Source organism: Pseudomonas sp. Irchel 3A7 (assembly GCF_900187565.1).
Classification (GTDB): Bacteria; Pseudomonadota; Gammaproteobacteria; order Pseudomonadales; family Pseudomonadaceae; genus Aquipseudomonas.
The window spans coordinates 158,735-182,137 of sequence record NZ_FYED01000009.1 but is presented as its reverse complement, the minus strand read 5'-3'; the positions used below and the strand labels follow the sequence as shown (position 1 = coordinate 182,137).

General features: G+C 61.3%; 20 protein-coding genes. 8 read left to right on the top strand and 12 right to left on the bottom strand.

What is annotated here, in order from left to right:
• Positions 1-59: 59 nt before the first annotated feature.
• Entirely contained in the window at positions 60-956 is an 897-nt protein-coding gene (locus tag CKW21_RS16705) for a LysR family transcriptional regulator (protein WP_095195055.1), read from the top strand.
• A 180-nt stretch (positions 957-1,136) separates the two neighbouring features.
• Here the strand turns inward: CKW21_RS16705 and CKW21_RS16700 are convergent, their stop codons facing one another.
• The 3 genes from CKW21_RS16700 to CKW21_RS16690 form a co-directional block, all read right to left on the bottom strand.
• Positions 1,137-2,237: a DNA alkylation repair protein gene (locus CKW21_RS16700; RefSeq protein WP_095195054.1), complete on the bottom strand. Its 1,101-nt coding sequence runs from the start codon at positions 2,235-2,237 to the stop codon at positions 1,137-1,139.
• Positions 2,238-2,369: 132 nt separating this feature from the next.
• Entirely contained in the window at positions 2,370-4,178 is a 1,809-nt protein-coding gene (locus CKW21_RS16695) for a monovalent cation:proton antiporter-2 (CPA2) family protein (protein WP_095195053.1), read from the bottom strand.
• A gap of 214 nt (positions 4,179-4,392) precedes the next feature.
• Positions 4,393-5,466: a sensor domain-containing diguanylate cyclase gene (locus tag CKW21_RS16690; protein ID WP_095195052.1), complete on the bottom strand. Its 1,074-nt coding sequence runs from the start codon at positions 5,464-5,466 to the stop codon at positions 4,393-4,395.
• Positions 5,467-5,649: 183 nt separating this feature from the next.
• On the opposite strand from CKW21_RS16690, the gene CKW21_RS16685 reads away from it, so the two are divergent.
• Positions 5,650-5,988 (top strand): FKBP-type peptidyl-prolyl cis-trans isomerase, encoded by a 339-nt coding sequence (locus CKW21_RS16685; protein ID WP_095195051.1) that lies wholly within the window; start codon positions 5,650-5,652, stop codon positions 5,986-5,988.
• 81 nt (positions 5,989-6,069) lie between these two features.
• On the opposite strand, the gene CKW21_RS16680 is transcribed toward CKW21_RS16685, so the two are convergent.
• A complete protein-coding gene (locus tag CKW21_RS16680; RefSeq protein ID WP_095195050.1) occupies positions 6,070-6,813 on the bottom strand; it encodes an SDR family NAD(P)-dependent oxidoreductase in 744 nt (247 codons plus the stop codon).
• 364 nt (positions 6,814-7,177) lie between these two features.
• On the opposite strand from CKW21_RS16680, the gene CKW21_RS16675 reads away from it, so the two are divergent.
• Positions 7,178-7,654: an MEKHLA domain-containing protein gene (locus CKW21_RS16675; protein ID WP_095195049.1), complete on the top strand. Its 477-nt coding sequence runs from the start codon at positions 7,178-7,180 to the stop codon at positions 7,652-7,654.
• A gap of 78 nt (positions 7,655-7,732) precedes the next feature.
• On the opposite strand, the gene CKW21_RS16670 is transcribed toward CKW21_RS16675, so the two are convergent.
• From CKW21_RS16670 to CKW21_RS16650, 5 genes are all read right to left on the bottom strand, one after another.
• Complete coding sequence (locus tag CKW21_RS16670) at positions 7,733-8,752, bottom strand: branched-chain amino acid aminotransferase (protein ID WP_095195048.1); 1,020 nt, start codon at positions 8,750-8,752, stop codon at positions 7,733-7,735.
• 252 nt (positions 8,753-9,004) lie between these two features.
• A complete protein-coding gene (gene lpdA / locus CKW21_RS16665) occupies positions 9,005-10,387 on the bottom strand; it encodes a dihydrolipoyl dehydrogenase (protein ID WP_095195047.1) in 1,383 nt (460 codons plus the stop codon).
• Positions 10,388-10,390: 3 nt separating this feature from the next.
• Entirely contained in the window at positions 10,391-11,665 is a 1,275-nt protein-coding gene (locus CKW21_RS16660) for a dihydrolipoamide acetyltransferase family protein (protein WP_095195046.1), read from the bottom strand.
• Complete coding sequence (locus CKW21_RS16655) at positions 11,666-12,724, bottom strand: alpha-ketoacid dehydrogenase subunit beta (protein WP_095195045.1); 1,059 nt, start codon at positions 12,722-12,724, stop codon at positions 11,666-11,668. It lies immediately after the preceding gene.
• A 1-nt stretch (position 12,725) separates the two neighbouring features.
• Positions 12,726-13,961: a 3-methyl-2-oxobutanoate dehydrogenase (2-methylpropanoyl-transferring) subunit alpha gene (locus CKW21_RS16650; RefSeq protein WP_095195044.1), complete on the bottom strand. Its 1,236-nt coding sequence runs from the start codon at positions 13,959-13,961 to the stop codon at positions 12,726-12,728.
• A gap of 185 nt (positions 13,962-14,146) precedes the next feature.
• Between CKW21_RS16650 and bkdR the strand changes: the two genes are divergently transcribed.
• A complete protein-coding gene (gene bkdR, locus CKW21_RS16645) occupies positions 14,147-14,635 on the top strand; it encodes a Bkd operon transcriptional regulator BkdR (RefSeq protein WP_008059350.1) in 489 nt (162 codons plus the stop codon).
• Between the two features lie 107 nt (positions 14,636-14,742).
• Here bkdR and CKW21_RS16640 read toward each other — a convergent pair whose 3' ends face one another.
• Positions 14,743-15,606, bottom strand: coding sequence for an MBL fold metallo-hydrolase (locus CKW21_RS16640; RefSeq protein ID WP_095195043.1), 864 nt, complete (start codon positions 15,604-15,606; stop codon positions 14,743-14,745).
• Positions 15,607-15,768: 162 nt separating this feature from the next.
• Between CKW21_RS16640 and CKW21_RS16635 the strand changes: the two genes are divergently transcribed.
• From CKW21_RS16635 to nahK, 4 genes are all read left to right on the top strand, one after another.
• Positions 15,769-16,575 carry a sulfite exporter TauE/SafE family protein gene (locus tag CKW21_RS16635; RefSeq protein ID WP_095195042.1) on the top strand — a complete coding sequence of 269 codons (807 nt, stop codon included), beginning with the start codon at positions 15,769-15,771 and terminating at the stop codon, positions 16,573-16,575.
• Between the two features lie 306 nt (positions 16,576-16,881).
• Complete coding sequence (locus CKW21_RS16625; RefSeq protein ID WP_095195040.1) at positions 16,882-18,066, top strand: porin; 1,185 nt, start codon at positions 16,882-16,884, stop codon at positions 18,064-18,066.
• A gap of 187 nt (positions 18,067-18,253) precedes the next feature.
• A complete protein-coding gene (nosP, locus tag CKW21_RS16620) occupies positions 18,254-19,417 on the top strand; it encodes a nitric oxide-sensing protein NosP (protein WP_095195124.1) in 1,164 nt (387 codons plus the stop codon).
• On the top strand, positions 19,347-21,980 hold the full coding sequence (nahK, locus tag CKW21_RS16615; protein ID WP_095195039.1) for a hybrid sensor histidine kinase/response regulator NahK/ErcS': 2,634 nt from the start codon (positions 19,347-19,349) through the stop codon (positions 21,978-21,980). Before nosP ends, nahK begins: the two co-directional genes overlap by 71 nt.
• A 122-nt stretch (positions 21,981-22,102) precedes the next feature.
• On the opposite strand, the gene CKW21_RS16610 is transcribed toward nahK, so the two are convergent.
• Positions 22,103-22,768: a response regulator transcription factor gene (locus CKW21_RS16610; protein WP_095195038.1), complete on the bottom strand. Its 666-nt coding sequence runs from the start codon at positions 22,766-22,768 to the stop codon at positions 22,103-22,105.
• A gap of 56 nt (positions 22,769-22,824) precedes the next feature.
• Positions 22,825-23,382 carry a PQQ-dependent catabolism-associated CXXCW motif protein gene (locus tag CKW21_RS16605; protein ID WP_095195037.1) on the bottom strand — a complete coding sequence of 186 codons (558 nt, stop codon included), beginning with the start codon at positions 23,380-23,382 and terminating at the stop codon, positions 22,825-22,827.
• Between the last annotated feature and the right edge of the window lie 21 nt (positions 23,383-23,403).

Genomic DNA, 23,403 nt, shown 5'->3' with positions numbered 1-23,403 from the left:
ACCCACCCGCTGTGCGTTTTTAAACAGCGTCTTCAATCGCCAAGCCTCAAGGACGATTCATGTTCGACTGGAATGACCTGCGGTTTTTTCTGGAGTTACAGCGTAGCGGGCGTTTGCTGACCGCTGCCCGTCGCTTGAACACCACCCACGCCACGGTGGCACGACACATCGAGGCCATTGAAAAGAGCCTGGGCACCGCACTGTTTGTGCAGCATGCCCAGGGCTATGAGCTGACGCCGGCGGGCGAAGCGCTGCTCAAGCACGCCGAGGCCATGGAAAACGTCGCGCTGCTGGCCCAGGAGGAAATCACCCAGTCCACGGCGCCCCTGGGCAAGATCCGCGTCGGGGTCACGGAAGGGCTGGGCATCATGTTCCTCGCCAGCCGCATGAATGGCTTGTTCGAACGCTATCCGGGCCTTGAGGTGGAACTGGTGGCGGTGCCGCGCTTCGTCAGCATTCTCAACCGCGAAGCGGAGATCAGCATCCACCTTGAACGGCCGGCCGCCGACATGCTGGTCACACGCAAGCTCACCGACTATCGCCTGGCGCTCTATGCCAGCCAGGACTATCTCGACAAGTCGCCACCGCTGGGCAGTCGCGAAGACCTGGGGCGCCATGCCTGGATCGGTTACGTCGACGATTTGCTGTTCAGCCAGGAACTGATGTTCCTCAACAGCTTCTGCCGCAACCCCCGGGTGGTCTTTCACAGCACCAGCGTCATCGCCCAGCAACAGGCCGCCCGCGCAGGTTTGGGCATCGCCGTGCTGCCGTGCTACATGGCCAGCGCCGATCCCGGGCTGGTGCCGTTGTTTCCAGACGAAAGCATTCTTCGCAGCTACTGGATCAGCACCCGCCGCGAACTGCACAAATCCGTGCGGCTGCGGGTGATGTGGGATTACGTGGTGCAGTTGTGCGAGCGTGAGCAAGACTTGCTGCTTGGCCCTGATAGCTTGTAAGACCAAAACTTGCTCTGTTTCAGGCCTGACGCCTTCGCGAGCAGGCTCGCTCCCACAGAGTGCGGTGTCGGTCACAACACTCGTGCATGGCACCGAACAAACTGTGGGAGCGAGCCTGCTCGCGAAGGCGATGGTGCGCCCAGAACCGAAATGACAGCCCCCAAATGAATCAGGCGTGAATCAAGGGAGGATTTCGAATGCCGTGCTCGCCAGCCGCTCCCCATTCACCAGCACATGCACCGCATGCTTGCCCGCATAGTGCCGCCGGGTAGTGAGCTCCTTGATGTGCTGGCCACGACTCAGCTGCTCGGTGGCCTTGCCCGGCAGGGTCAGGGCCTTGAGCTTGAACACCTTCGCCGAGGTGCTGCCGTTGGCTTTTACATAATCGATGGCATAGTCGATCACCAGCCGCTGGCTGTTCTCGACCGTCGATTTGACGGCAAAGGACAGGGTGATCTTTTCTCCCAGGCCAATCACCGGCGGGTTGACCTGCACACCGATGATCTCGACTTCAGGCTTGCCGCCGGCACCCATGATCGCCAGCGCCCGCTGGTTACCCTGTTTGATCAGGCTGCGCAGGGCGTGTCGGGCGATCCACGCGGTGTGTTTGTTGTCCAGCGACCAGCCTTCGATCAGGTCCAGCACCCAGTCGGGATGGTCCTTGGTGATGTCGTTCAGGTGATTGGCCACGGACTTGCGCACGTAAAGACTGCTGTCGGCCTTGAGATTGTCGAGGATCCTGGCGGCCAGTGTCGGGTCGGCTTGAATCGGTTCCAGGCGAAACGACCATGGCAGGCGCGGGCGACACCCTTCGCTGGCCAGGCGCCGGACATGCTCGTTGTCGTCCAGCGACCAGTCGTGCATCAGCTGCAGCGAGCGCTCGATATCGCGACGCAGGAAATAGCGGATCGCGAACTCCGAGGAGCCGAACGCGGTGAAGTACTTGAGCGCGTCCATGGACAGCTCGAAACGATCCGCACCGTAGGTCGCCACGTAGTGCGGCAGGCACATGCTGACGAAGCCGCTGTTGAGGCGTGGGGCGAGGGCACGCAACAACTCCAGCGACGCTTCATAACCCAGCGGCAATACCGCGTGCAGGCATTCGCTGACGCGGGCCATGCGTTGCATCACCGACAGCTCCGCCAGGCCGGTCCTGGCCAGCTTCAGGAACGCCTTGGCATCGAACTCGGGATAGACCGCGGTCATTTCGGTGGCGATGTGATGGAGGCGTTCGGCGTTGAAGATTTCCTTCAGGGCGGGGGAGGGTTGGTCGGCAGCCATTTGGGTTCCTTGGAGTTTGTTGTTTATCCGGTGCACCGCGTTATCGTTCTTCGCGAGCAGGCTCGCTCCCACATTTGAATGCACGTCTTCTGTGGGAGCGAGCCTGCTCGCGAAGAGGCCTGCACAATCACCTCATTTCCTGGCGGCTTGCTCTTCCAGCTGGTCCGACTCAAACAACCGCGCCAGTTCCGCCCGGGCTTCCTGTGCTGTTTGCTTGACCTTTACCGCATCGTCGTAGATCGCATGCTGGGCTTCGAGTACCTGTTCGTCATGGTGCTTGAAACGCTTGATCCGTGCGTCGGCCTGCTCGTGTGTCAGTCCCAGGCCGATCAACGTCTGCCGGCTCATTTCCAGGCTGGAGTAAAAGGTTTCGCGCACCGCGTGGGCACCCAGGTCCACCAATCGATGCACATGCTGGCGGTTACGTGCGCGGGCAATGATCTTTATATGCGGATAAAGCTTGTGCACCAGTTCGGCGGTCTTGATGTTGGTGTCCGGGTCGTCGGTGGCGATCACGAAGAATTCGGCTTGCCCGACCTTGGCCGCACTGAGGATTTCCGGGCGCATCGGATCGCCGTAGAACACCGGCACACCGCCGAAGCTGCGTGACAGTTCGATGGTTTCCACCGACGTGTCGAGGGCCACGAACTTGATGTTCTGTGCCCGCAGGATACGCGCGACGATCTGTCCCATGCGGCCCATGCCTGCGATCACCACGCGGGGTTCATCGGCGTCGATTTCGCGAAATTGCTCTGGCACCACCACCGGTTGCACCTTTGGGCTGACCAGTCGGGCGCACAACAACATCAATAGGGGGGTCAACGCCATCGACAGGGTGATCGCAAGCACCAGCAAGTCGTACAGGCGCGGATCGAACAAACCATGATCACGGCCGATCTTGAATACGACAAAGGCAAACTCACCACCGGCGGCCAGCACGATCCCGAGGCGAATGGCGCTGATCTTGTTCAAGCCACCGCCGAGTCGGCCAACGATAAACAGCAACGGCAACTTGACGGCGATCAGCAGTACGGTCAGCCCCAGCACCACGATCGGCTCGCGCAGCAGCAGACCCAGGTTGGCCCCCATGCCGACACTCATGAAAAACAACCCGAGCAGCAGGCCCTTGAAGGGTTCGATCTGTGCTTCGAGTTCGTGCCGATATTCGGAGTCCGCCAGCAGCAGGCCGGCAAGGAATGCTCCGAGGGCCATCGAAATACCAGCCAGATCCATCAGCCAGGCGGTGCCCATCACCACCAGCAATGCGGTCGCGGTGGACACTTCCGGCAAGCCGGTCTTGGCGACCACGCGGAACACCGGCCGCAGCAGGTAGCGTCCACCGACCACCACAATGGCGATGCTGATCAGCACGCGCAGGCCCTGGTTCACATCGTCGACCGCGCTGAGGTTTTGACTGCTGCCTGCCAGCAGCGGCACCATGGCGATCAGCGGAATCGCGGCGATGTCCTGGAACAGCAGAATTGCAAAGGCCAGGCGCCCGTGGGGACTGGTCAGTTCCTTGCGTTCGGCCAGGCTTTGCAGGCCGAACGCGGTGGACGACAGGGCCAGCCCCAGGCCTAGCACGATCGCGCTGTTCAAGGGTTGGCCGAATATAAACAGCGCGGTCACGCCAATCACCGAGCCGGTCAACAGCACTTGCGCCAGGCCGACGCCGAACACCGATTTGCGCATCACCCACAAACGTCTCGGTGACAGTTCCAGGCCGATGATGAACAGCAGCAACACCACACCCAGTTCGGAAATGTGCGCGACGCTTTCCGTATTGCCAATCAGGCCCAGCCCCGAGGGGCCGATAATCACCCCGGCAAACAGATAACCCAGCACCGCCCCCAATTGCAGGCGTTTGGCCAGGGGCACGGTGAGAACTGCCGCGAGCAGAAACACAACAGCGGCTTGCAACAGATTGCCTTCATGGGGCATGAGAAAACTCCATCAACTCGGTACGGCGGGGGCGACAAGGATAAAGGCTGGGGTTGCCGCAGATCTACCGTGGATTGTCTGTCAGCTTGATGGCGGATGTGCCGACGCCTTCGCGAGCAGGCTCGCTCCCACAGGGATGGTGTGTTTTTCACAAGCCCCCTGTGGGAGCGAGCCTGCTCGCGAAAAGGTCCTGGCAGCCAGCGCTGATGCCGGCTCATTCCACCCGACTAGGGCTCACCACCTGCTCACCCAACCGATATTGATTATTCCCGCTGCGCTTGGCCGCATACATCGCCAGGTCGGCAATGTGGATGAGCCGGTCCATGCTCGGCGCATGGTCGGGAAACACGGCAACACCCAGGCTGGTGCCGATGTGGCGCTGGTCGTTGCCGATGGTCATGGGCGGGGAGAGTTCGATGAAGATTTTCTGGCAGATGCTGCGGGCTTCGTCCTGCAGGCTGATGCCTTGTGGCAGGCCCTGAAGAATGACCACGAATTCATCGCCGCCGATTCGGGCGACCGTGTCGGTTGAACGCAGAATCTTCTTCAAACGGGTGGCGGTGGTGATCAGCACGCGGTCGCCGGCTGCATGGCCGTAGCGGTCGTTGATGGCCTTGAATCCGTTGAGATCGACAAACACCAGCGCCACCCTCGTGGCGCTGACGCGTGCCTGTTCCAGCGCCTCGGACAGGCGCTCTTCCAGCACCAGTCGATTGGGCAATCCGGTCAGCGGATCGAAATGAGCCAGGTGTTGCAGGTAACTGGCAGAGGCCTTTTCCTCGGTGATATCACGCACCACGCCCATCATCTTGATCGTTTCATCGCGGTCGTTCTTGACCACGTTGCCGGTTTCCCGCAGCCAGCGGATGGTGCCGTCGGGCCAGATCACCCGGTACTCCTCGTCGTGGTTTTCGCCGGTTGCCAGGCATCGCAATTCGCCGGCCCGGACCCTGGCCCGATCGTCGGGGTGCACGCAGGCGCAAAACAGACTGTAGGAGGGCGTTACTTCGCCGGTCTTGAAGCCGAACATGCCGTAGATCGCGTCCGACCAGTAGAGCTTGTCGGTGTCGACATCCCAGTCCCAGGTGCCGATTCGGGCGAAGTACTGGCTGCGCTTGAAACGCTCGGCATCGCCGTCCTGGCGGATGTTCTGGCCCTCGGCCAGGCTGTTGATGATCGAGCGATATTCGGCCAGCTGTTTACGTAACCCGCGCTCGCGACCGATCAGCACGGCGATCAAAACGAGCATCACCGAGCCCAGGGCAGCGCAGGTCCAGAGCAACATCATTCGCAGGTTGCCATCATGGCGTTGTGAACCGTATGGAGAAGTGGGGGATAGCTTAGTTCAGCCAAACTTCGGCAAACAGCGGCAAACCCTCGTCAAGTGGGTACGATGGTTGCCAATTGCCTGAAAATCTGGGAAAACGGCGCCCATCAAGCCTTTCGGGCAACAAGGATACGAGTGAAAACAATGAATGACGACCTTCAGGTAATCGATCTTCAGGTGGGTGACGGAAAAGCCGCCGTCAAAGGCGCACTGATCACCACCCAATACCGCGGCTGGCTGGAAGACGGTACTGAATTCGACTCCTCCTGGAGCCGGGGCAAACCATTCCAGTGCGTGATCGGCACCGGGCGTGTGATCAAGGGCTGGGACCAGGGCATCATGGGCATGCAAGTCGGCGGCAAGCGCAAGTTGCTGGTGCCGGCGCACCTGGCCTATGGCGAACGCACGATGGGCAAGATCCCGCCGAACTCGAACCTGAGCTTCGAGATTGAATTGCTGGAAGTGCTGACGCGGGATGATTGAAGTCGGGACGATCGCAGCCTGCGGCAGTACCTGTGGAGGTAGCTTGCCGCAGGCTGCTATCTACTGATCTAAATGCTGGAACTAGCGAATCGTGTACCCGCTATCAACCACCCAGTCCTGGCCGATCACGTTGCGCGCACCGTTGCCAAGCTGGAACACAATCACATCGGCGACCGCGCCTGGTTCCAGGAACTGACCGCCGAGCAAGCGCTCATTGACCGTGTTGGCGACAGCGTTCAACTCTTCGTTCTTCAGTCCGAGCGTTGACCAGATGGGGGTCGCGGTAGGGCCGGGAGACACGGTGTTGATACGAATGCCGTGGGGCGCCAGTTCCACCGCCAGGGTACGGGCATGGTGGATCAATGCGGCTTTGGAGGCGATGTAGGCAGCCAGGCCTGGAAAGGTCACTTGCGCGAGGAAGGTGCCAATGAACACCACCGAGGCGGATGCCGCCAGTTGCCCGCGCAGGCAGGCCAGGGTGTTCAGCGCCCCGGCGCCGTTGACCGCCCATTGCCGGTCGAAAGCAGTCAAATCGAGTCCGTCGGCCAGTTCCGCAATGCCGGCGTTCGGCACCAGGAAACTCACGGGCCCCAGGGTCGAAGCCTGGTTTGCCAGCCGCTCCAGGTCGGCCTGCCGGGTGACATCACCGGCTACCCACGACAGCTGCGTCTTGAAGCGTTCGGCCAATTCACCGAGACCGCCGATCTGACGCGACATTGCCAACACGCGGGCACCCTGGGCCAGCAGCCGTTCCGTAACGGCCAGGCCGATTCCGGAACTGGCGCCGGTGACGACGGCCAGACGATCCTGAAAAGCATTGTTCATACACTGGGTTCCTTTTTGGGTAAATGAGCTTTCGCAATACACCTACCAAAAAGCAGGCCAACTGGAAGGGCCTGAAAACATTGGTGTCTATGCGTGATGGTGGTTTTTATGACTCGTTACGCATGCAGTCATTAGGACTTCATATAGTCTTAATGACTGCTCTGATTCTGCAGGCGCGAGCTCTGCTCGCGAGAAGCCCAAAAACGCCGTTGGGCATCTGGTTTAACGCGGAATCGTTAACGACGATCGCGAACGAGTTCGCTCCTACAAGGAGCAATCACGTATCTGAGGCTGTTTTTCAGGACGGCTTTTTAGTAGCGTCGGTGCGCTTCACGACCCATTACGTTGCTCTGGAAGGAAACCCATGTCGCCAATCAACGAATTCATGGAGACGGTCCAACAACTGGACACTGCTTATCGACACTGGACAGGCGCTGGCTTGCCCACCCCCGATTCCCTGAGCGCAGACGAGCGGCTGGCCTGGCTGCATGCCCATGCACCGTACGCCTTGCTGGCCCACGGCACGCAAGCCGATCCGCTTTTTTACTATGTCAATGAGCAGGCGCTGGCCTGTTTCAAGTACCCGCGCGAACAGTTCATCGGCATGCCTTCGCGTTTCAGTGCCTCGCCGCTGGACAGGGAAATGCGTCAGACCTTGCTGGAACAGGTCACCGCCAACGGCATCGCCCATGGCTACAGCGGCTATCGGGTGGATCGCCTGGGGCAAGCCTTCATGATTCACGAAGGCAGCGTGTGGACGCTGATCGATGAGCAGGGCGCTCCCTGCGGACAGGCGGCCTTGTTCTGGCCGGATCCGGAGCGTGTGGGGCTTCTCGCTTAGCTCCACCTTTAGCCAGGCAAAAAAAATCGCCGCCCTCGAAAGCCGAGGGCGGCGATTTTTATTGCGGGTGACGTCAGATCAAACCTTGACGATCCAGCCTGCTGGCGCTTCGATGTCGCCGGTTTGCACGCCGGTCAGCTCTTTGTAGAGCTTCTGGGTGATCGGACCGACTTCGGTTTCGCTGTGGAACACGTGCAGGTGGTCGTTGTAGTTGATGCCGCCGATCGGCGTGATCACGGCAGCGGTACCGCAGGCGCCGGCTTCCTTGAAGTCCGAAAGCTTGTCGATGAACACGTCGCCTTCGATCACTTCCAGGCCCAGACGGGATTTGGCCAGCTCGATCAGCGACAGGCGGGTGATGCCCGGCAGCACCGACGGCGAGTTCGGGGTCACGAACTTGTTGTCGTGGGTGATCCCGAAGAAGTTGGCCGAGCCGACTTCTTCGATCTTGGTGTGGGTCAGCGGGTCCAGGTAGATGCAGTCGGCGAAGTGTGCCTTCTTGGCCTGGGAGCCCGGCATCAGGCTGGCAGCGTAGTTGCCACCGACCTTGGCCGCGCCGGTGCCCTGTGGTGCAGCACGGTCGTAGGAGGAAATCAGGAAGTTATGCGGGGTCAGGCCGCCCTTGAAGTAGGCGCCGACCGGGATCGCAAACACCGAGAAGATGAACTCGGGGGCGGTACGCACGCCGATGTTGTCACCCACGCCGATCACGAACGGACGCAGGTACAGCGCGCCGCCGGTGCCGTAAGGCGGGATGAAGCGCTCGTTGGCGCGGACCACGTCCTTGCACGCTTCGATGAACTGTTCGGTGGACACGTGCGGCATCAGCAGGCGGGCGCAGCTGCGTTGCATGCGCGCGGCGTTCTGGTCCGGGCGGAACAGGTTGATCGAGCCGTCCTTGCAACGATAGGCCTTCAGGCCTTCGAAGCATTGCTGGCCATAGTGAAGGGCAGTGGAGCCTTCGCTGATGTGCAGCACGTTGTCTTCGGTCAGGGTGCCTTTGTCCCACTCGCCATTACGCCAGTACGACAGATAGCGTTTGTCGGTCTTGATGTAGTCAAAACCCAGCTTGTCCCAGTTGATGCTTTCGTTACCCATGACACCCTCTATCACTTAACAACCGCCGAAACGGTTCAAGGCTTCTGACGTTTTTCCGGATGGGCACAACAATACTTCATTCCGGGCCCATTTCGCAGCCCGGACTATCGGATGACAGGCAGATAAATGGTGTTGTCCTTGAGAATTCGCGAGCAGGCTCGCTCCCACAGGGTTATGTGAACGCCATAAATCCAATGTGGGAGCGAGCCTGCTCGCGAAGAGGCCAGCACTGCCGCCGTCAATTGTTCTGAATCACAGGTGCAGTGCGTGGCCAAGTGCTCGCAACGCCGCTTCCTGCACCGCCTCGCCGAGCGTCGGATGCGCATGGATGGTGCCGCCGATGTCTTCCAGCCGTGCGCCCATTTCCAGGCTTTGCGCAAACGCCGTCGACAGTTCGGACACCCCGACGCCCACCGCCTGCCAGCCGACAATCACGTGATTGTCGCGACGGGCGACTACGCGCACGAAGCCGCTTTTCGATTCCAGGGTCATCGCCCGGCCATTGGCGGCGAACGGGAAGCTGGAAACGATGCAGTCCCAGCCGGCCGCCTTGGCCTCGTCCGGGGTCTTGCCGACCACCACCAGTTCCGGGTCGGTGAAGCACACGGCGGCGATGGCGGTGGGGTTGAACTCGCGGGTTTTGCCGCTGATCAGTTCGGCCACCATCTCGCCCTGGGCCATGGCCCGGTGAGCGAGCATCGGTTCACCGCTCAGGTCACCGATGGCATACACGTTGCGCATGCTGGTCTGGCAGCGGTTGTCGATCTTGATCGACGAGCCGTTCATGTCCAGGTTCAGTGCTTCGAGGTTCCAACCCTGGGTGTTCGGCTTGCGGCCCACGGCCACCAGCACCTGATCGGTTTCCAGGTTCAGGGTGTCACCGTTCGGATCCAGTACCTGCAAGGTATTCGCCGTTGAATCAAAGCCTTGCACGCTGTGCTTCAAGTAAAGCTTCACGCCGAGTTTCTTCAGCTCATCGTGTACCGGCTGGGTCAGTTCGGCGTCGTAGGCCGGCAGGATGCGCTCCTGAGCCTCGACCACGCTGACCTCGGCCCCGAGTTTGCGGTAGGCAATGCCCAATTCCAGACCGATGTAGCCGCCACCGACCACGACCAGCCGCTTCGGCACGGCCGTCGGCGCCAGGGCTTCGGTGGAGGAGATGATCGGCCCGCCAATCGGCAGCATCGGCAGGTTCACGCTTTTGGAGCCGGTGGCCAGCACCAGGTGTTCGCACTGAATGCGGGTGTCGCCGACGTCGACGGTTTTACCGTCGACCACTTTGGCCCAGCCTTGCACGACCTGGACCTTGTTCTTTTTCAGCAGCGCCGCGACGCCGGTGGTCAGGCGATCGACGATGCCGTCCTTCCACTCGACGCTTTTACCGATATCCAGCGTCGGCGCGGACACGTTGATGCCCAGCGCCGAATACTGGCTGTGATGTTGCGTCTGATGGAACTGCTCGGCGACGTGAATCAGTGCCTTGGATGGAATGCAGCCAATGTTCAGGCAGGTGCCGCCCAACGATTCGCCTTCTACCAGAATGGTCGCAATACCCAACTGACCGGCACGGATTGCCGTCACATAACCGCCAGGGCCGCCGCCGATGATCAGCAGTGTGGTGTGCAGAGTTTGCATGTCTTACTCCATAAACAGCGTGGCGGGTTGTTCGAGCAGGCCGCGGATGGCCTGGATGAAGAGCGCCGCGTCCATGCCGTCGACCACGCGGTGATCGAAGGAGCTGGAGAGGTTCATCATCTTGCGGACCACGATCTGGCCTTTGATCACCATCGGCCGTTCGACGATCTTGTTCACGCCGACAATCGCCACTTCCGGCAGGTTCAGTACCGGAGTGCTGACGATGCCGCCCAACGCGCCGAGGCTGGTCAGGGTAATGCTCGAGCCGGACAGTTCATCGCGGCTGGCCTTGCCATTGCGCGCGGCGGTGGCCAAACGGGCGATTTCCGCTGCGCTGTCCCACAGGCTGCGGGCTTCGGCGTGACGCACCACCGGCACCATCAGGCCGATGTCGGCCTGGGTGGCGATGCCCACATGCACCGCGCCGAGGCGGGTGATGACCTGGGCTTCGTCGTCGTAGCGGGCATTGATCTGCGGGAAATCGCGCAGGGCGACGACCATGGCGCGGACCAGGAACGGCAGCAAGGTCAGCTTGCCGCGGGTCGCGCCGTGTTTTTCGTTGAGGTGCGCGCGCAGCTCTTCCACGGCCGTCACGTCGATTTCCTCGACATAACTGAAGTGGGCGGCGCGTTGCGTGGCGTCCTGCATGCGCTGGGCAATCTTGCGGCGCATGCCGATCACCGGGATCTGCTCTTCGTCGTTACGCTGGGCGTAAGCGCTGCTGACGGACGATGCATTCGACTGACCCTGAGCCAGATAGGCATCCAGGTCTTCGTGCAACACGCGACCCGCCGGGCCGCTACCACGGACCAGGCGCAGTTGAATGCCGAGGTCGAGTGCATGCTTGCGTACCGCCGGGGAGGCCAGCGGACGCTCATCGGCTTCGCGAGCGACCATGGGGCCCTGGCAAACGGCTGCCGGACGAGGTGCGACGGGAGCCGGTTTGCTTTCCACGACGGGTTCGGCTTTCGGCGCCGCCGCAGGTGCTTCTTTAACGGCAGCCGCTGGCGCAGCCGATTCCTTAACGTTGCCCGCGCCTTCGACTTCAATGCTGATCAGCACGCTGCCGACCGCCATGACTTCGCCCGGCTGCCCGCCGAGGGCGATGACTTTGCCATGCACCGGCGACGGAATATCCACCATCGCCTTGTCGGTCATGACATCGGCCAGCACCTGATCTTCGACGACCATGTCGCCGACTTTCACGTGCCACTGAGACAATTCAACTTCTGCGATGCCTTCGCCGATGTCCGGCATCTTGATAACGTGCGTGCCCATTCAGACCTCCATGACCCGTTTCAACGCCGCGCCCACACGGGACGGCCCTGGGAAATACGCCCACTCTTGCGCGTGCGGGTAGGGGGTGTCCCAACCGGTGACGCGTTCGATCGGCGCTTCCAGGTGGTGGAAGCAGTGCTCTTGTACCAACGCCGCCAGTTCGGCGCCGAAACCGCAGGTGCGAGTCGCTTCGTGAACGATCACGCAGCGCCCGGTTTTCTTCACCGACTTGGTGATGGTTTCCAGGTCCAGGGGCCACAGGCTGCGCAGGTCGATGACTTCGGCATCCACGCCGCTTTCTTCAGCGGCGACTTGCGACACGTAGACGGTGGTGCCGTAGGTCAGCACGGTGACGTCCTTGCCCGGGCGGGCGATGGCGGCGACGTCCAGCGGCACGGTGTAGTAACCGTCCGGAACCTGTGCGGCGGCGTGTTTCGACCAAGGGGTCACCGGGCGTTCGTGGTGGCCGTCGAACGGGCCGTTGTACAGGCGTTTGGGCTCCAGGAAGATCACCGGGTCATCGTTTTCGATGGAGGCGATCAACAGGCCCTTGGCATCGTAAGGGTTGGACGGCATGACGGTACGCAGGCCACACACTTGGGTGAACAGCGCCTCGATGCTCTGGCTGTGAGTCTGGCCGCCGTAGATGCCGCCGCCGCATGGCATGCGCAAGGTCAACGGTGCGGTGAATTCGCCGGCCGAGCGATAACGCAGGCGCGCGGCTTCGGAAATGATCTGGTCGTAGGCCGGGTACACATAGTCAGCGAACTGGATTTCCACCACCGGGCGCAGACCGTAGGCGCCCATGCCCACGGCGGTGCCAACGATCCCGCTTTCAGAAATCGGCGCGTCGAACACCCGCGAGGTGCCGTACTTGGTCTGCAGGCCTTCGGTGCAACGGAAGACGCCGCCGAAGTAACCGACGTCCTGGCCAAACACCACGACGTCTTCGTCGCGCTCAAGCATCACATCCATGGCCGAGCGCAGGGCCTGGATCATGGTCATGGTGGTCGTGGTCATGGCGGTTTCCAGCTGGATATTGTTGTTGTGATCGTTCATGTCAGATCCCCAGCTCTTGACGCTGGCGCTTCAAGTGCTCCGGCATCTCTTTGTAGACGTCTTCGAACATGGTCGCGGCGCTTGGAATCTGGCCGCCGGCGAGGGTGCCGTACTGTTCGGCCTGTTTCTGCGCGGCGATCACTTCAGCTTCCAGCTCGGCGCTGACAGCGGTGTGTTCCTCTTCGGACCAGTGGCCGACCTTGATCAGGTGCTGCTTGAGGCGCGCAATCGGATCGCCCAACGGGAAGTGGCTCCAGTCGTCGGCCGGACGGTATTTGGATGGATCATCGGACGTCGAGTGCGGGCCGGCGCGGTAGGTGACCCATTCGATCATGGTCGGGCCGAGGTTGCGGCGGGCGCGTTCGGCGGCCCAGGCGGAAGCGGCGTAGACCGCGTAGAAATCGTTGCCGTCGACCCGCAGGGAGGCAATGCCGCAACCGACGCCGCGACCGGCGAAGGTGGTGGCTTCACCGCCGGCAATGGCCTGGAAAGTCGAGATGGCCCACTGGTTGTTGACCACATTGAGGATCACCGGCGCGCGGTACACGTGGGCGAAGGTCAGGGCGGTGTGGAAATCCGACTCGGCGGTGGCGCCGTCGCCGATCCATGCCGAAGCGATTTTGGTGTCGCCCTTGATCGCCGAAGCCATGCCCCAGCCGACGGCCTGGACGAATTGGGTGGCGAGGTTGCCGGAAATGGTGAAGAAACCGGCCTCTTTCACCGAGTACATGATCGGCAACTGGCGTCCCTTGAGCGGATCGCGCTCGTTGGACAGCAGTTGGCAGATCAGGTCGACCAGCGGTACGTCGCGGGCCATCAGGATGCTTTGCTGACGGTAGGTCGGGAAGCACATGTCGTCGATGTTCAACGCCAGGGCCTGAGCGCTGCCGATGGCTTCTTCGCCGAGGCTTTGCATGTAGAACGACATTTTCTTCTGACGCTGGGCGACGACCATGCGGTTGTCGTAGATCCGCGTCTTGAGCATGGCGCGCATGCCCTTGCGCAGGATCTCCACCGGTACGCCTTCGGCCCACGGACCCAGGGCATTGCCCTGATCGTCGAGCACGCGAATCAGGCCGCGGGCCAGATCGGCCGTGTCGGAGGGTTCAACGTCGATTGGGGGTTTGCGCACCGTACCGGCATCGGTCAGATGCAGGTAGGAGAAGTCGGTTTTACAGCCGGGGCGGCCCGAGGGTTCCGGGACGTGCAGGCGCAGCGGTTCGTACGCTTGGTTCATGGCTTCTACGCTCGATCTTGTGAATTTCTTGTAGTGAGCTGACAGATTTCGTTCGGTAAAAGAAATCTTGTCCTACAACAATCATAGGCCCGGCCAAGAAGAATATTTCTCTCTGTTTCGTTGCGCTAAAGATCATTTGCAGATAAAAAATCTGCATAAACATAAAAAACAGGTGGTTTTGTCTCATGCGCAAACTGGACCGTACCGATATCGGCATTCTCAACAGCCTTCAGGAGAACGCACGCATCACCAACGCTGACCTGGCGCGCTCGGTCAACCTGTCGCCGACGCCGTGTTTCAACCGGGTCAAGGCGATGGAAGAATTGGGCCTGATTCGCGAGCAAGTAACCCTGCTCGATGCCGACCTGCTGGGGCTTCACGTCAATGTGTTCATTCACGTCAGCCTGGAAAAACAGGTGGAGGAGGCGTTGCAGCATTTCGAGGAGGCGATTTCCGATCGTCCGGAAGTGATGGAGTGCTACCTGATGGCCGGCGACCCGGACTACCTGATCCGGGTGCTGGTGCCGACGATCCAGTCGCTGGAGCGCTTCATGATGGACTTCCTCACCAAAGTCCCCGGCGTCGCCAATATCCGTTCGAGCTTTGCGCTCAAGCAGGTGCGCTACAAGACGGCGCTGCCGTTGCCGGCGAATGGATTGACGCTGGGCACCTGAAATCCCCCCAAACCCTGTGGGAGCGAGCCTGCTCGCGATTGGGTCATCAGATTCAACATCAATGTTGACTGACAGTCCGCTTTCGCGAGCAGGCTCGCTCCCACAGGTCAGAATTTATTCAGCGGGATCTTGAGGTAGGTCACGCCGTTGTCTTCGGCTGGCGGCAGATTCCCCGCCCGCACATTGACCTGGATCGCCGGCAGCAGCAGCGTCGGCATGCCCAATCCTGCATCGCGCCGGGTACGCATGGCGACAAAGGCGGCCTGGTCGATACCGTCGCGCACATGGATGTTGCCTTTGCGTTGTTCACCCACCGTGGTCATGCAGCGTGGTTCGCGGCCTTCAGGCGGATAGTCGTGGCAGACGTAGAGGCGCACGCCGGCAGGGAAGGCCAGCAACTTGTGGATCGAGGTGAACATCTGGTGGGCATCGCCACCGGGAAAGTCGCAGCGCGCGGTGCCCACGTCCGGCATGAACAGTGTGTCGCCGACCAGGATCACATCGCCGTCGATCAAGTAGGCCATGTCCGCCGGAGTATGGCCGGGGACATGCAGGGCCGTGGCCTTGAGGTTGCCGATACGGAATGACTCGTCGGGGGCGAACAGGTGATCGAATTGCGAACCATCGATGCAGAATTGCGGCTCGAGATTGAACAGGCTCTTGAACACGTTCTGCACCTTGCAGATCGACTGGCCGATGGCGATCTTGCCGCCCAGTTCCCGGCGCAGGTACGGCGCGGCGGAGAGGTGGTCGGCGTGGGCGTGGGTTTCCAGCAGCCATTGCACCTGCAAGTGGTGCTCGCGCACGAACGCGATGATCCGGTCGGCCTGCACGGTGGCGGTACGCCCGGCAGCGCCGTCGTAATCGAGCACAGGATCGACGATTGCGCATTGCCCGCCGTCGGCTTCGTAGATTACGTAACTGTAGGTGGAGGAGGCGGGGTCAAAAAAAGCTTCAATCAGGGCGGACATGGGGGTGATTTCTTAGTGGAGTCGCCATGAGGTTAGTTTCATTTTCCCCGCGTTGACCAGCCCCGCTTCAATTCAATTGATGAAAAAAGTTGTGCGGGCTCTATCCTGTCACTCAATCGATACCGGGCGTTCCCGGCCTTTGTCATGGATTACGAGCGTTCTATGTTGCTGGCGAGTTTTTTTGGTGTGGTCATGGGGTTGGTGCTGGGTTTGACCGGGGCGGGTGGCGGCATTCTTGCCGTACCGGCGCTGGTGCTTGGCCTGGGTTGGAGCATGACCACGGCGGCGCCCGTCGCGCTGTTTGCCGTAGGCAGCGCGGCGGCGGTCGGTGCCATCGATGGTCTGCGGCACGGGCTGGTGCGATATCGCGCGGCGTTGCTGATCGCGGCGCTCGGCGCGGTGTTTTCGCCAGTGGGCATCTACTTCGCCCATCAGTTGCCGGAAAAAATCCTGATGACCCTGTTCAGCCTGCTGATGATCATGGTGGCCGCGCGGATGTTGCGCCGTGAGCGCAAGGACGAGGGGCCGAGCGATCATGGCCATGCCAACTGGGGCCAGAAGAACTGCATGCTCGACCAGCACACCGGACGCTTTTCCTGGACCGCCAAATGCACCACGACCCTCGCGGCTCTCGGCGCGGTGACCGGCGTGGTCTCGGGGCTGCTGGGCGTGGGTGGCGGCTTTCTGATTGTGCCGGCCTTCAAGCAGCTGACCGATGTGCAGATGCGCGGAATCATCGCCACCTCGCTGATGGTGATCAGTCTGATTTCGGCCATCGGCGTGATTGGCGCGTTGCATGCCGGGGTGCGCATCGACGGTCTGGGCGTGGCGTTCATCGTCGCCAGCATCATCGGCATGCTCATCGGTCGAAAACTCTGCGCCCGGGTGCCGGCGCGGGGGTTGCAGGTGGGGTTTGCCAGTGTTTGCCTGATCGTCGCTGCCTATATGCTGATGAACGCAGCGCACTAAACCGGATATTTGCCCTCCTGTAGGAGCGAGCATGCTCGCGATGGGCGACAACGATAACGCTGGGTACCTGATGCCCCGCAGTGTTCTCGAGTGCATCGCGAGCAAGCTCGCTCCTACAGGTACATCCGCCGACGGGCTTACATCCTTGGTGCCGCGCCTCGCCGACAGGCGGTCGTACGCCCTAACTATCGCTCGCCACCGGCCATTCCAAAGCACCTGAATACCGCCCCCAAGGCAGCGTATGGCGCCGCCTGTCAGCTTTCGATAATCGCCTCCGACATCTCGTCCCCCGTCGCGGAGCGCGCCATGCACAACAATAAGAACTTCACGCATCGTTTTTTGCCTGCCTTGATCGCCAGCCTGTCCTCCCTTGGCCTGAGTTCCATGGCTGAAGCCGAGATCATGCTGTATGACAAGGACCAGACCACGTTCTCCACCGACGGCTACATCAATGCCTTCTATGTGAACAGTGATGTCGACCGTGACGGCGAGCAGTACGACCGTCGCCAGTCGCGGGTGAAAATGGGTTTTCTGCCCAACTACCTGGGCTTTAACATGGGCAAGCAGGTCGATGATCTCAAGCTCGGCGCACGCGCCTCGTTCTGGGTGACCATCAACGACAGCGAAACCAACGGCACCGACACCGCCATCGATGTGCGGCAGTTCTACGGCACCGTGGCCAATCCGCAGTGGGGCGAAGTATTGATCGGCAAGGATTTCGGCCTGTTTGCCCGCTCCAACATCCTGCTCGACGAACTGCTCGCCGGGTACGGCCAGGTCAGCGATACCTTGGGGCTGGTGGATGGCGGCGGGGTGTCGTTCGGCAACATCGGCACCGGTTATCCGTACCCGTTCCCGACCTCGCAGATCACCTACCGCACCCCGGTGATGGACGGCTTGCGGGTGGCCGTGGGCATCATGGACCCGGTGGACACCAACGACAGCAGCCCGACGGGCAAGGCCTACCAGGAAAACCCGCGCACCGAGAGCGAGATCACTTACCAGTTCGACCTCGCCGGCGCGAAAATCTACAGCTGGGTCAACGGCAGCTACCAGACCTCGGACAATACCGATTCCACCGTCGACACCGTCACGTCCAAAGGCGTCGGCTATGGCGTGCAGGCGAAAATGGGGGGCTTGTCGCTGACCGGCTCAGGTTTCCAGGCCAAGGGCATCAACCCTTTTTTCACCAACAATGCGGGCGAGCCGACCCTGCGTAACGTCGACAGCGATGGCTACCTGTTGCAGGGCTCCTACAAGCTGGGCAAGAACCGCCTGGCACTGTCTTACGGCAAGACCAAGGACGATGGCAACGGCGCGGTCGGCAGCGGCGCGGACTATGAAACCCGTGGCATCGCGCTGTTCCATGACGTCAATGACAACCTGAAACTGGTGGCCGAGTACAACCAGTTCGAAATCAACGGTCACGACACCAGCGACCAGAACGAAGACACCGATACCTTTGCGGTGGGGGCGGTGTTGACCTGGTAAGCGGCGCCGTAAATCCCTTTGTGGGAGCGAGCAGGCTCGCTCCCACAGGGGATTTAGGGTGACAGGTGGGTTTGCGACCCGACTCTCATCCCATCGAAGCCCCTGACCGCTACCCAAGTAGCATACGTCCACGCCCATAGCCTTCGTACACTCGTGCCTCCTACACACGCACCTGCGGGGGGCGATGATGCAGCAGTTCCAGAGCGAAGGGGTCGTCAGTGCAATGTCCCTGGCCACCGATCCCCGGCAGGTGACGCAGGAGCTGGCGCGGCAGTTGCTGCATCCGAACCTGGGCTTCGTGTTGTTCTTCTGTTCGGCCGAATACGATTTGCAGGCGCTGGGCCAGGCCTTGCAGCAAGGATTCGGCGGTATACGCCTGGCCGGTTGCACCAGCGCCGGGGAGATCACCCCGCTGGGTTACGGGCGTAATTGCGTGACGGCGGTGGGCTTCGATCATCGGCACTTTTCCATTGCCCTCGAACTGATCGACGAAATGGAACACTTCAGCCTGATCGACGCGCAACAGATGGTCGAGCGCCTGGTCAGCGGTTGTCGCAGCAATACGCTGGCACCGATCAAGGGCAACAGTTTCGCCTTGACGCTACTCGACGGCTTGTCCAGTCGGGAAGAAATGGTTCTGGCGGCCTTGAGTGCCGCGTTGGGCGACATCCCGCATTTCGGTGGCTCGGCTGGCGACGACAACTACCTGACCCACACCCATGTTTACTTCGACGGCGGCTTCCATAGCGGTGCGGCGGTGGTGGTGCTGGTCAACACCTGGCTGGATTTCGAAGTGTTCACCACCCACCACATCCTGCCTCGGACGGAGAAGCTGGTGGTTACCGGGGCCGACAGCGCCTCGCGACGGGTCTTCGAACTCAATGCCGAGCCGGCCGCCGCCGAGTACGCCCGGCACATTGGCGTGCCGGTGGCTGAACTCGACCACCGGGTCTTCGCCGCGCACCCGTTGGCGGTGCGGATCAACGAGCACTATTACGTGCGCGCCATCCAGCAGGTTCACCCGGACCTGAGCCTGAGCTTCTACTGCGCGGTGGAGAACGGCATCGTCCTCACCGCCATGACGCCTGGCCCGATGCTGCCGAATCTGCAAAACCTGTTCGCCGGCTTGCAGGAACGGCTTGGCGACCTGTTGCTGACCATCGGCTGTGACTGTTTCCTCAGGCGCCTGGAGCTCGAAGGCGACGGCAACCTGGAGCCGATCGGCCGGTTTTTGCGCGAACAGCGGGTGATGGGGTTCAACACCTACGGAGAACAGTTCAATGGCATGCACATCAACCAGACCTTCACCGGCGTCGCCATTGCCCGGGGCCGGTCCCTCGGACAGCGCTGAACTCCAGGCCCGGATCGCCGGGTTGCAGCACGACAATCAAAAGCTGCAGCGGATCAACGCGGCACTGATCGAGCGCATCGAGTCCGGCATCACCCGGGGCAACGATCCGTACGCGGCGTTCCAGCATTCGGTGGTATTGGCCGAGCAGGTGCGCGAACGCACGGATGCCTTGAACCAGGCCATGGCCGAGCTCAAGGCCGGCAACCACTTGCTCAGCGAAGCCCGCCTGCGTGCCGAAACCGCCCATCAGCACCTGATCGATGCCATCGAGAGCATTTCCGATGCCTTCGTATTGTTCGACGCCGAGCAGCGCATCGTATTGTTCAACAGTCGGTTCAAGGCGTTCTGGAGCAACAGCCGGGTGCGGATCAACGCCGGCATGCGCCTGACCGAGGTCAAGCGCCTGATGCAGAGCAACGGCCTGTTTACCGAAGAACCCCGCGGGCATGCCGACGAAAACCTGCTGTATCGCCTGCAGGACGGCCGCTGGCTGCAAGTCAGCGAACGGCCTACCCAGGAAGGCGGGCGGGTGATCCTGTTTACCGATATCACCGACGTCAAACTCAGCGAAACCGTGCGCCGCGAGCAGGCGGTGGCGCAGAAGTCGCATCTGTTGCAACGGGCGGTCGACAACCTGTCCCAAGGGGTGGCCATGGTCAACGCCGAGGGCATCCTGGAGTTGTGGAACCGCCGGTTCCTCGAACTCAGTGGCCTGGCCCCGGTGGCGGCCCATCGTCCGTTTGCCGAAGTGATCGCCGACAGCGAACTGACCCTGCTGACCCCGGCCAGCCGTGGTGTTAACGGGCGGCCGGTGCAGGAGTGCGAACAGCGCCTGTATGACGGCCGGGTCCTGGAAATCCGCACCCATCCGTTGCCCACCGGCGGGTTCGTCAACACCTTCACCGACATCACTGAACGCTACCAGCACGCCGAAGCCCTGAGTGAAAGCGAGCGCTGGATTCGCCTGATCACCGACCATGTGCCGGCATTGATTGCCTACCTCAATGCCGATCTGGTCTATGAGTTCACCAACAAGGTCTACGAGGAATGGTACTGCTGGCCGCGCGGCGTGATGCTTGGCCAGAGCCTGCGCGAAGTGCACAGCGAGCAGCATTACCAGCGGCTGGAATCCTATGTGGCCAGGGCGCTGGCCGGGGAAAGCGTGACCTTTGAATTCGCCGAGACCAACGTCAACAATCAGGAACGCTATATGTTGCGCTCCTACGTGCCCAATCGCCTGGCCAGCGGCGAGGTGGTGGGGATTTTCGTGTTGATCCGCGATATCACCGAACGCCGCCGCACCGCCGAAGCACTGCACCAGGCCTATCAGAACCTCGAGCTGCGGGTGCGCGAACGCACCGCCGAATTGACCACCCTCAACGACCAGTTGCTGCGGGAAATCGAGGAACGCCGCCGGGTCGAATCACGCTTGCGCGAGGCCAAGCTGGAAGCGGAGCAGGCCAATCTGTCGAAGACCAAGTTTCTCGCCGCGGTCAGCCACGACCTGCTGCAACCGCTGAACGCCGCACGGCTGTTCACCAGTGCCTTGCTGGAGCGTCGCGAGCCGATCTGCAATGAGGTTCTGGTGCGCAATGTCAGCAATTCCCTCGAAGACGTGGAGAACCTGTTGGGCACCCTGGTGGATATTTCCAAGCTCGATGCCGGCGTGATCAAGGCCGACATTGCACCGTTCGCCTTGAGCGAGCTGCTGGAAAACCTCGCCGCCGAATACACCCAGGTGGCCCGCAGCGAAGGACTGCAACTGTATTTCATCCCCTGTTCGGCTCTGGTGCGCAGTGACATCCAGTTACTGGCGCGGATCCTGCGCAACCTGTTGAGCAATGCCATTCGCTACACCTACAGCGGTCGTGTAGTACTGGGCTGCCGACGTCAGCACCAGCGCCTGTCGATTCAGGTGTGGGACAGCGGCATGGGCATTGCCGAAAATCGCCTGGAAGAAATTTTCCAGGAATTCAAGCGCGGGGATGTGCAGCGCCCGGACCAGGATCGCGGCCTGGGCCTGGGCCTGGCCATTGTCGAGAAAATCGCCGGGATTCTCGGACACCGCATTCAGGTGCGCTCGTGGCCGGGCAAGGGCTCGATGTTCTCGGTGGAGGTGCCGATGAGCGCCACCGCGCCCAAGCCGGTGCCGAGCCTGCTGATGAGCGAACCGATGCTCGAACGGCTGCGCGGCGCGCGGATCTGGGTGTTGGACAATGACGCCACCATTTGCGCCGGCATGCGCACATTGCTCGAGGGTTGGGGATGTCGCGTGGTGACGGCGCTGTCGGAAGAAGATCTGGCGCGGCAGGTGGACAACTACCATGCCGAGGCTGACCTGCTGATTGCCGACTACCACCTGGACAACGACCGCAACGGCATCGACGCCGTGGCCCGGATCAACGCCCGTCGCGCCTCAGCGATCCCGGCGATGATGATCACGGCCAATTACAGCAACGAACTCAAACAGCAGATCCGCGAGCTGGGGCATACCCTGATGCACAAACCGGTGCGGCCGATGAAGTTGAAGACGGCGATGAGTCATTTGCTCGCCAGGCCCTGATTTCTCGGTTGTCGGTGCTGGCCTCATCGCTGGCAAGCCAGCTCCCACAATGGATGTGTGCCGCCCACAAATCCCTGTGGGAGCTGGCTTGCCAGCGATGGGAGCGCCGTCGTCTACCTGTTTCAACGCCGCAAATACGACCCGAAATCAATATCACCGGCACTCAGGATCGCCTGCACGCGGTTGTGTACGTTGAGTTTGCGCAGGATCGCCGAGACGTGGGCCTTGACCGTGGTTTCGGCAATTTCCAGGGCGTAGGCGATCTGTTTGTTCGATTCGCCCTTGGTCATGCGCTCCAGGACCTGCAGCTGCTTGCGGGTCAGGGCCTGGAGCAGCTCCGGCGGGAAGCTCGGGGCGTCGTTCATTCGCCGGTGGGTGCTGCTTTTGGCCGTGCGGATGATGTCCGGGGGCAGGTAGACGTTGCCATTGAGAATCTGCTGGATAGCGTCGGTCATTTGCGCGCGGGGCGAAGATTTGGTGATGAAACCCACGGCACCGTAGGTGATGGCTTGCAGGACAATCTGTTTGTCCTGTTCGGCGGAAACAATCACCACCGGAATGGTCGGCGCTTCGTTGCGCAGGTTGATCAGGCCGTTGAGCCCATGCATGCCGGGCATGTTCAGGTCGAGCAGGATCAGGTCCAGGTCATCGTGTTCCTGGGTCAGTGCCAGGGCGCTGTCGAGGTCGGCGGTTTCCATCACCTCGCTGCCGGAAAAACCATCGCTGATGACGTTGTGTATGGCTTCGCGAAACAGCGGGTGATCGTCGGCAATCAGAATTTTGTACATAGCCTTTCACCTCATTATTTTGATTATGGTGTGGCAACAACACGCACGCGTAAAGCTCAGGGGAAGGGTTCCGGCCGGGCTGGGGCCAGTGGCAGATTGGCGGCTTGCCAGGCGTCCAGGCCGTCGCGATACCAATACAGCGTCTTATAGCCCAGGCTGGCTGCGCGTTTGACCGCGTTCCAGCTCAACCAGCAATCGGCGCGGCAATAGAAGACCAGCGGTTGTGTCGGGTCGCCGTTGGTCAGTTTTTGCAGGTTGCCCGCGAAATAGCCCTGCCATTGCGGCGTCAGCTCGCCGTCGCCGGTGTTGGCCAGCCAGTGACTGCCGGGCAGGTTGTCATGGGGCTGGTCGTCGATGAAACGGCCTTGCAACCATTGGCGGCGATAGACGTCGATCAACAACGGGCGTGGGTGTTGCCCCAGCAGGATTTGCAGGGCCGGGGTGTCGATGAGGGTCGCGCCTTGCAGCTGGTTCGGTGTCGGGCTGCGGTACAGGTCGATACGATAGCCGTCGGGGGAAAACAGCGGGGGTTCTGCGTGTGCGCCACCCAGCCACAGGCTGAGCGACAACGCAGCGAGAGTGGGACGCAACAGACGACGTCGGGCACGCGGCATGGGGATTGATCCTTATCGTTA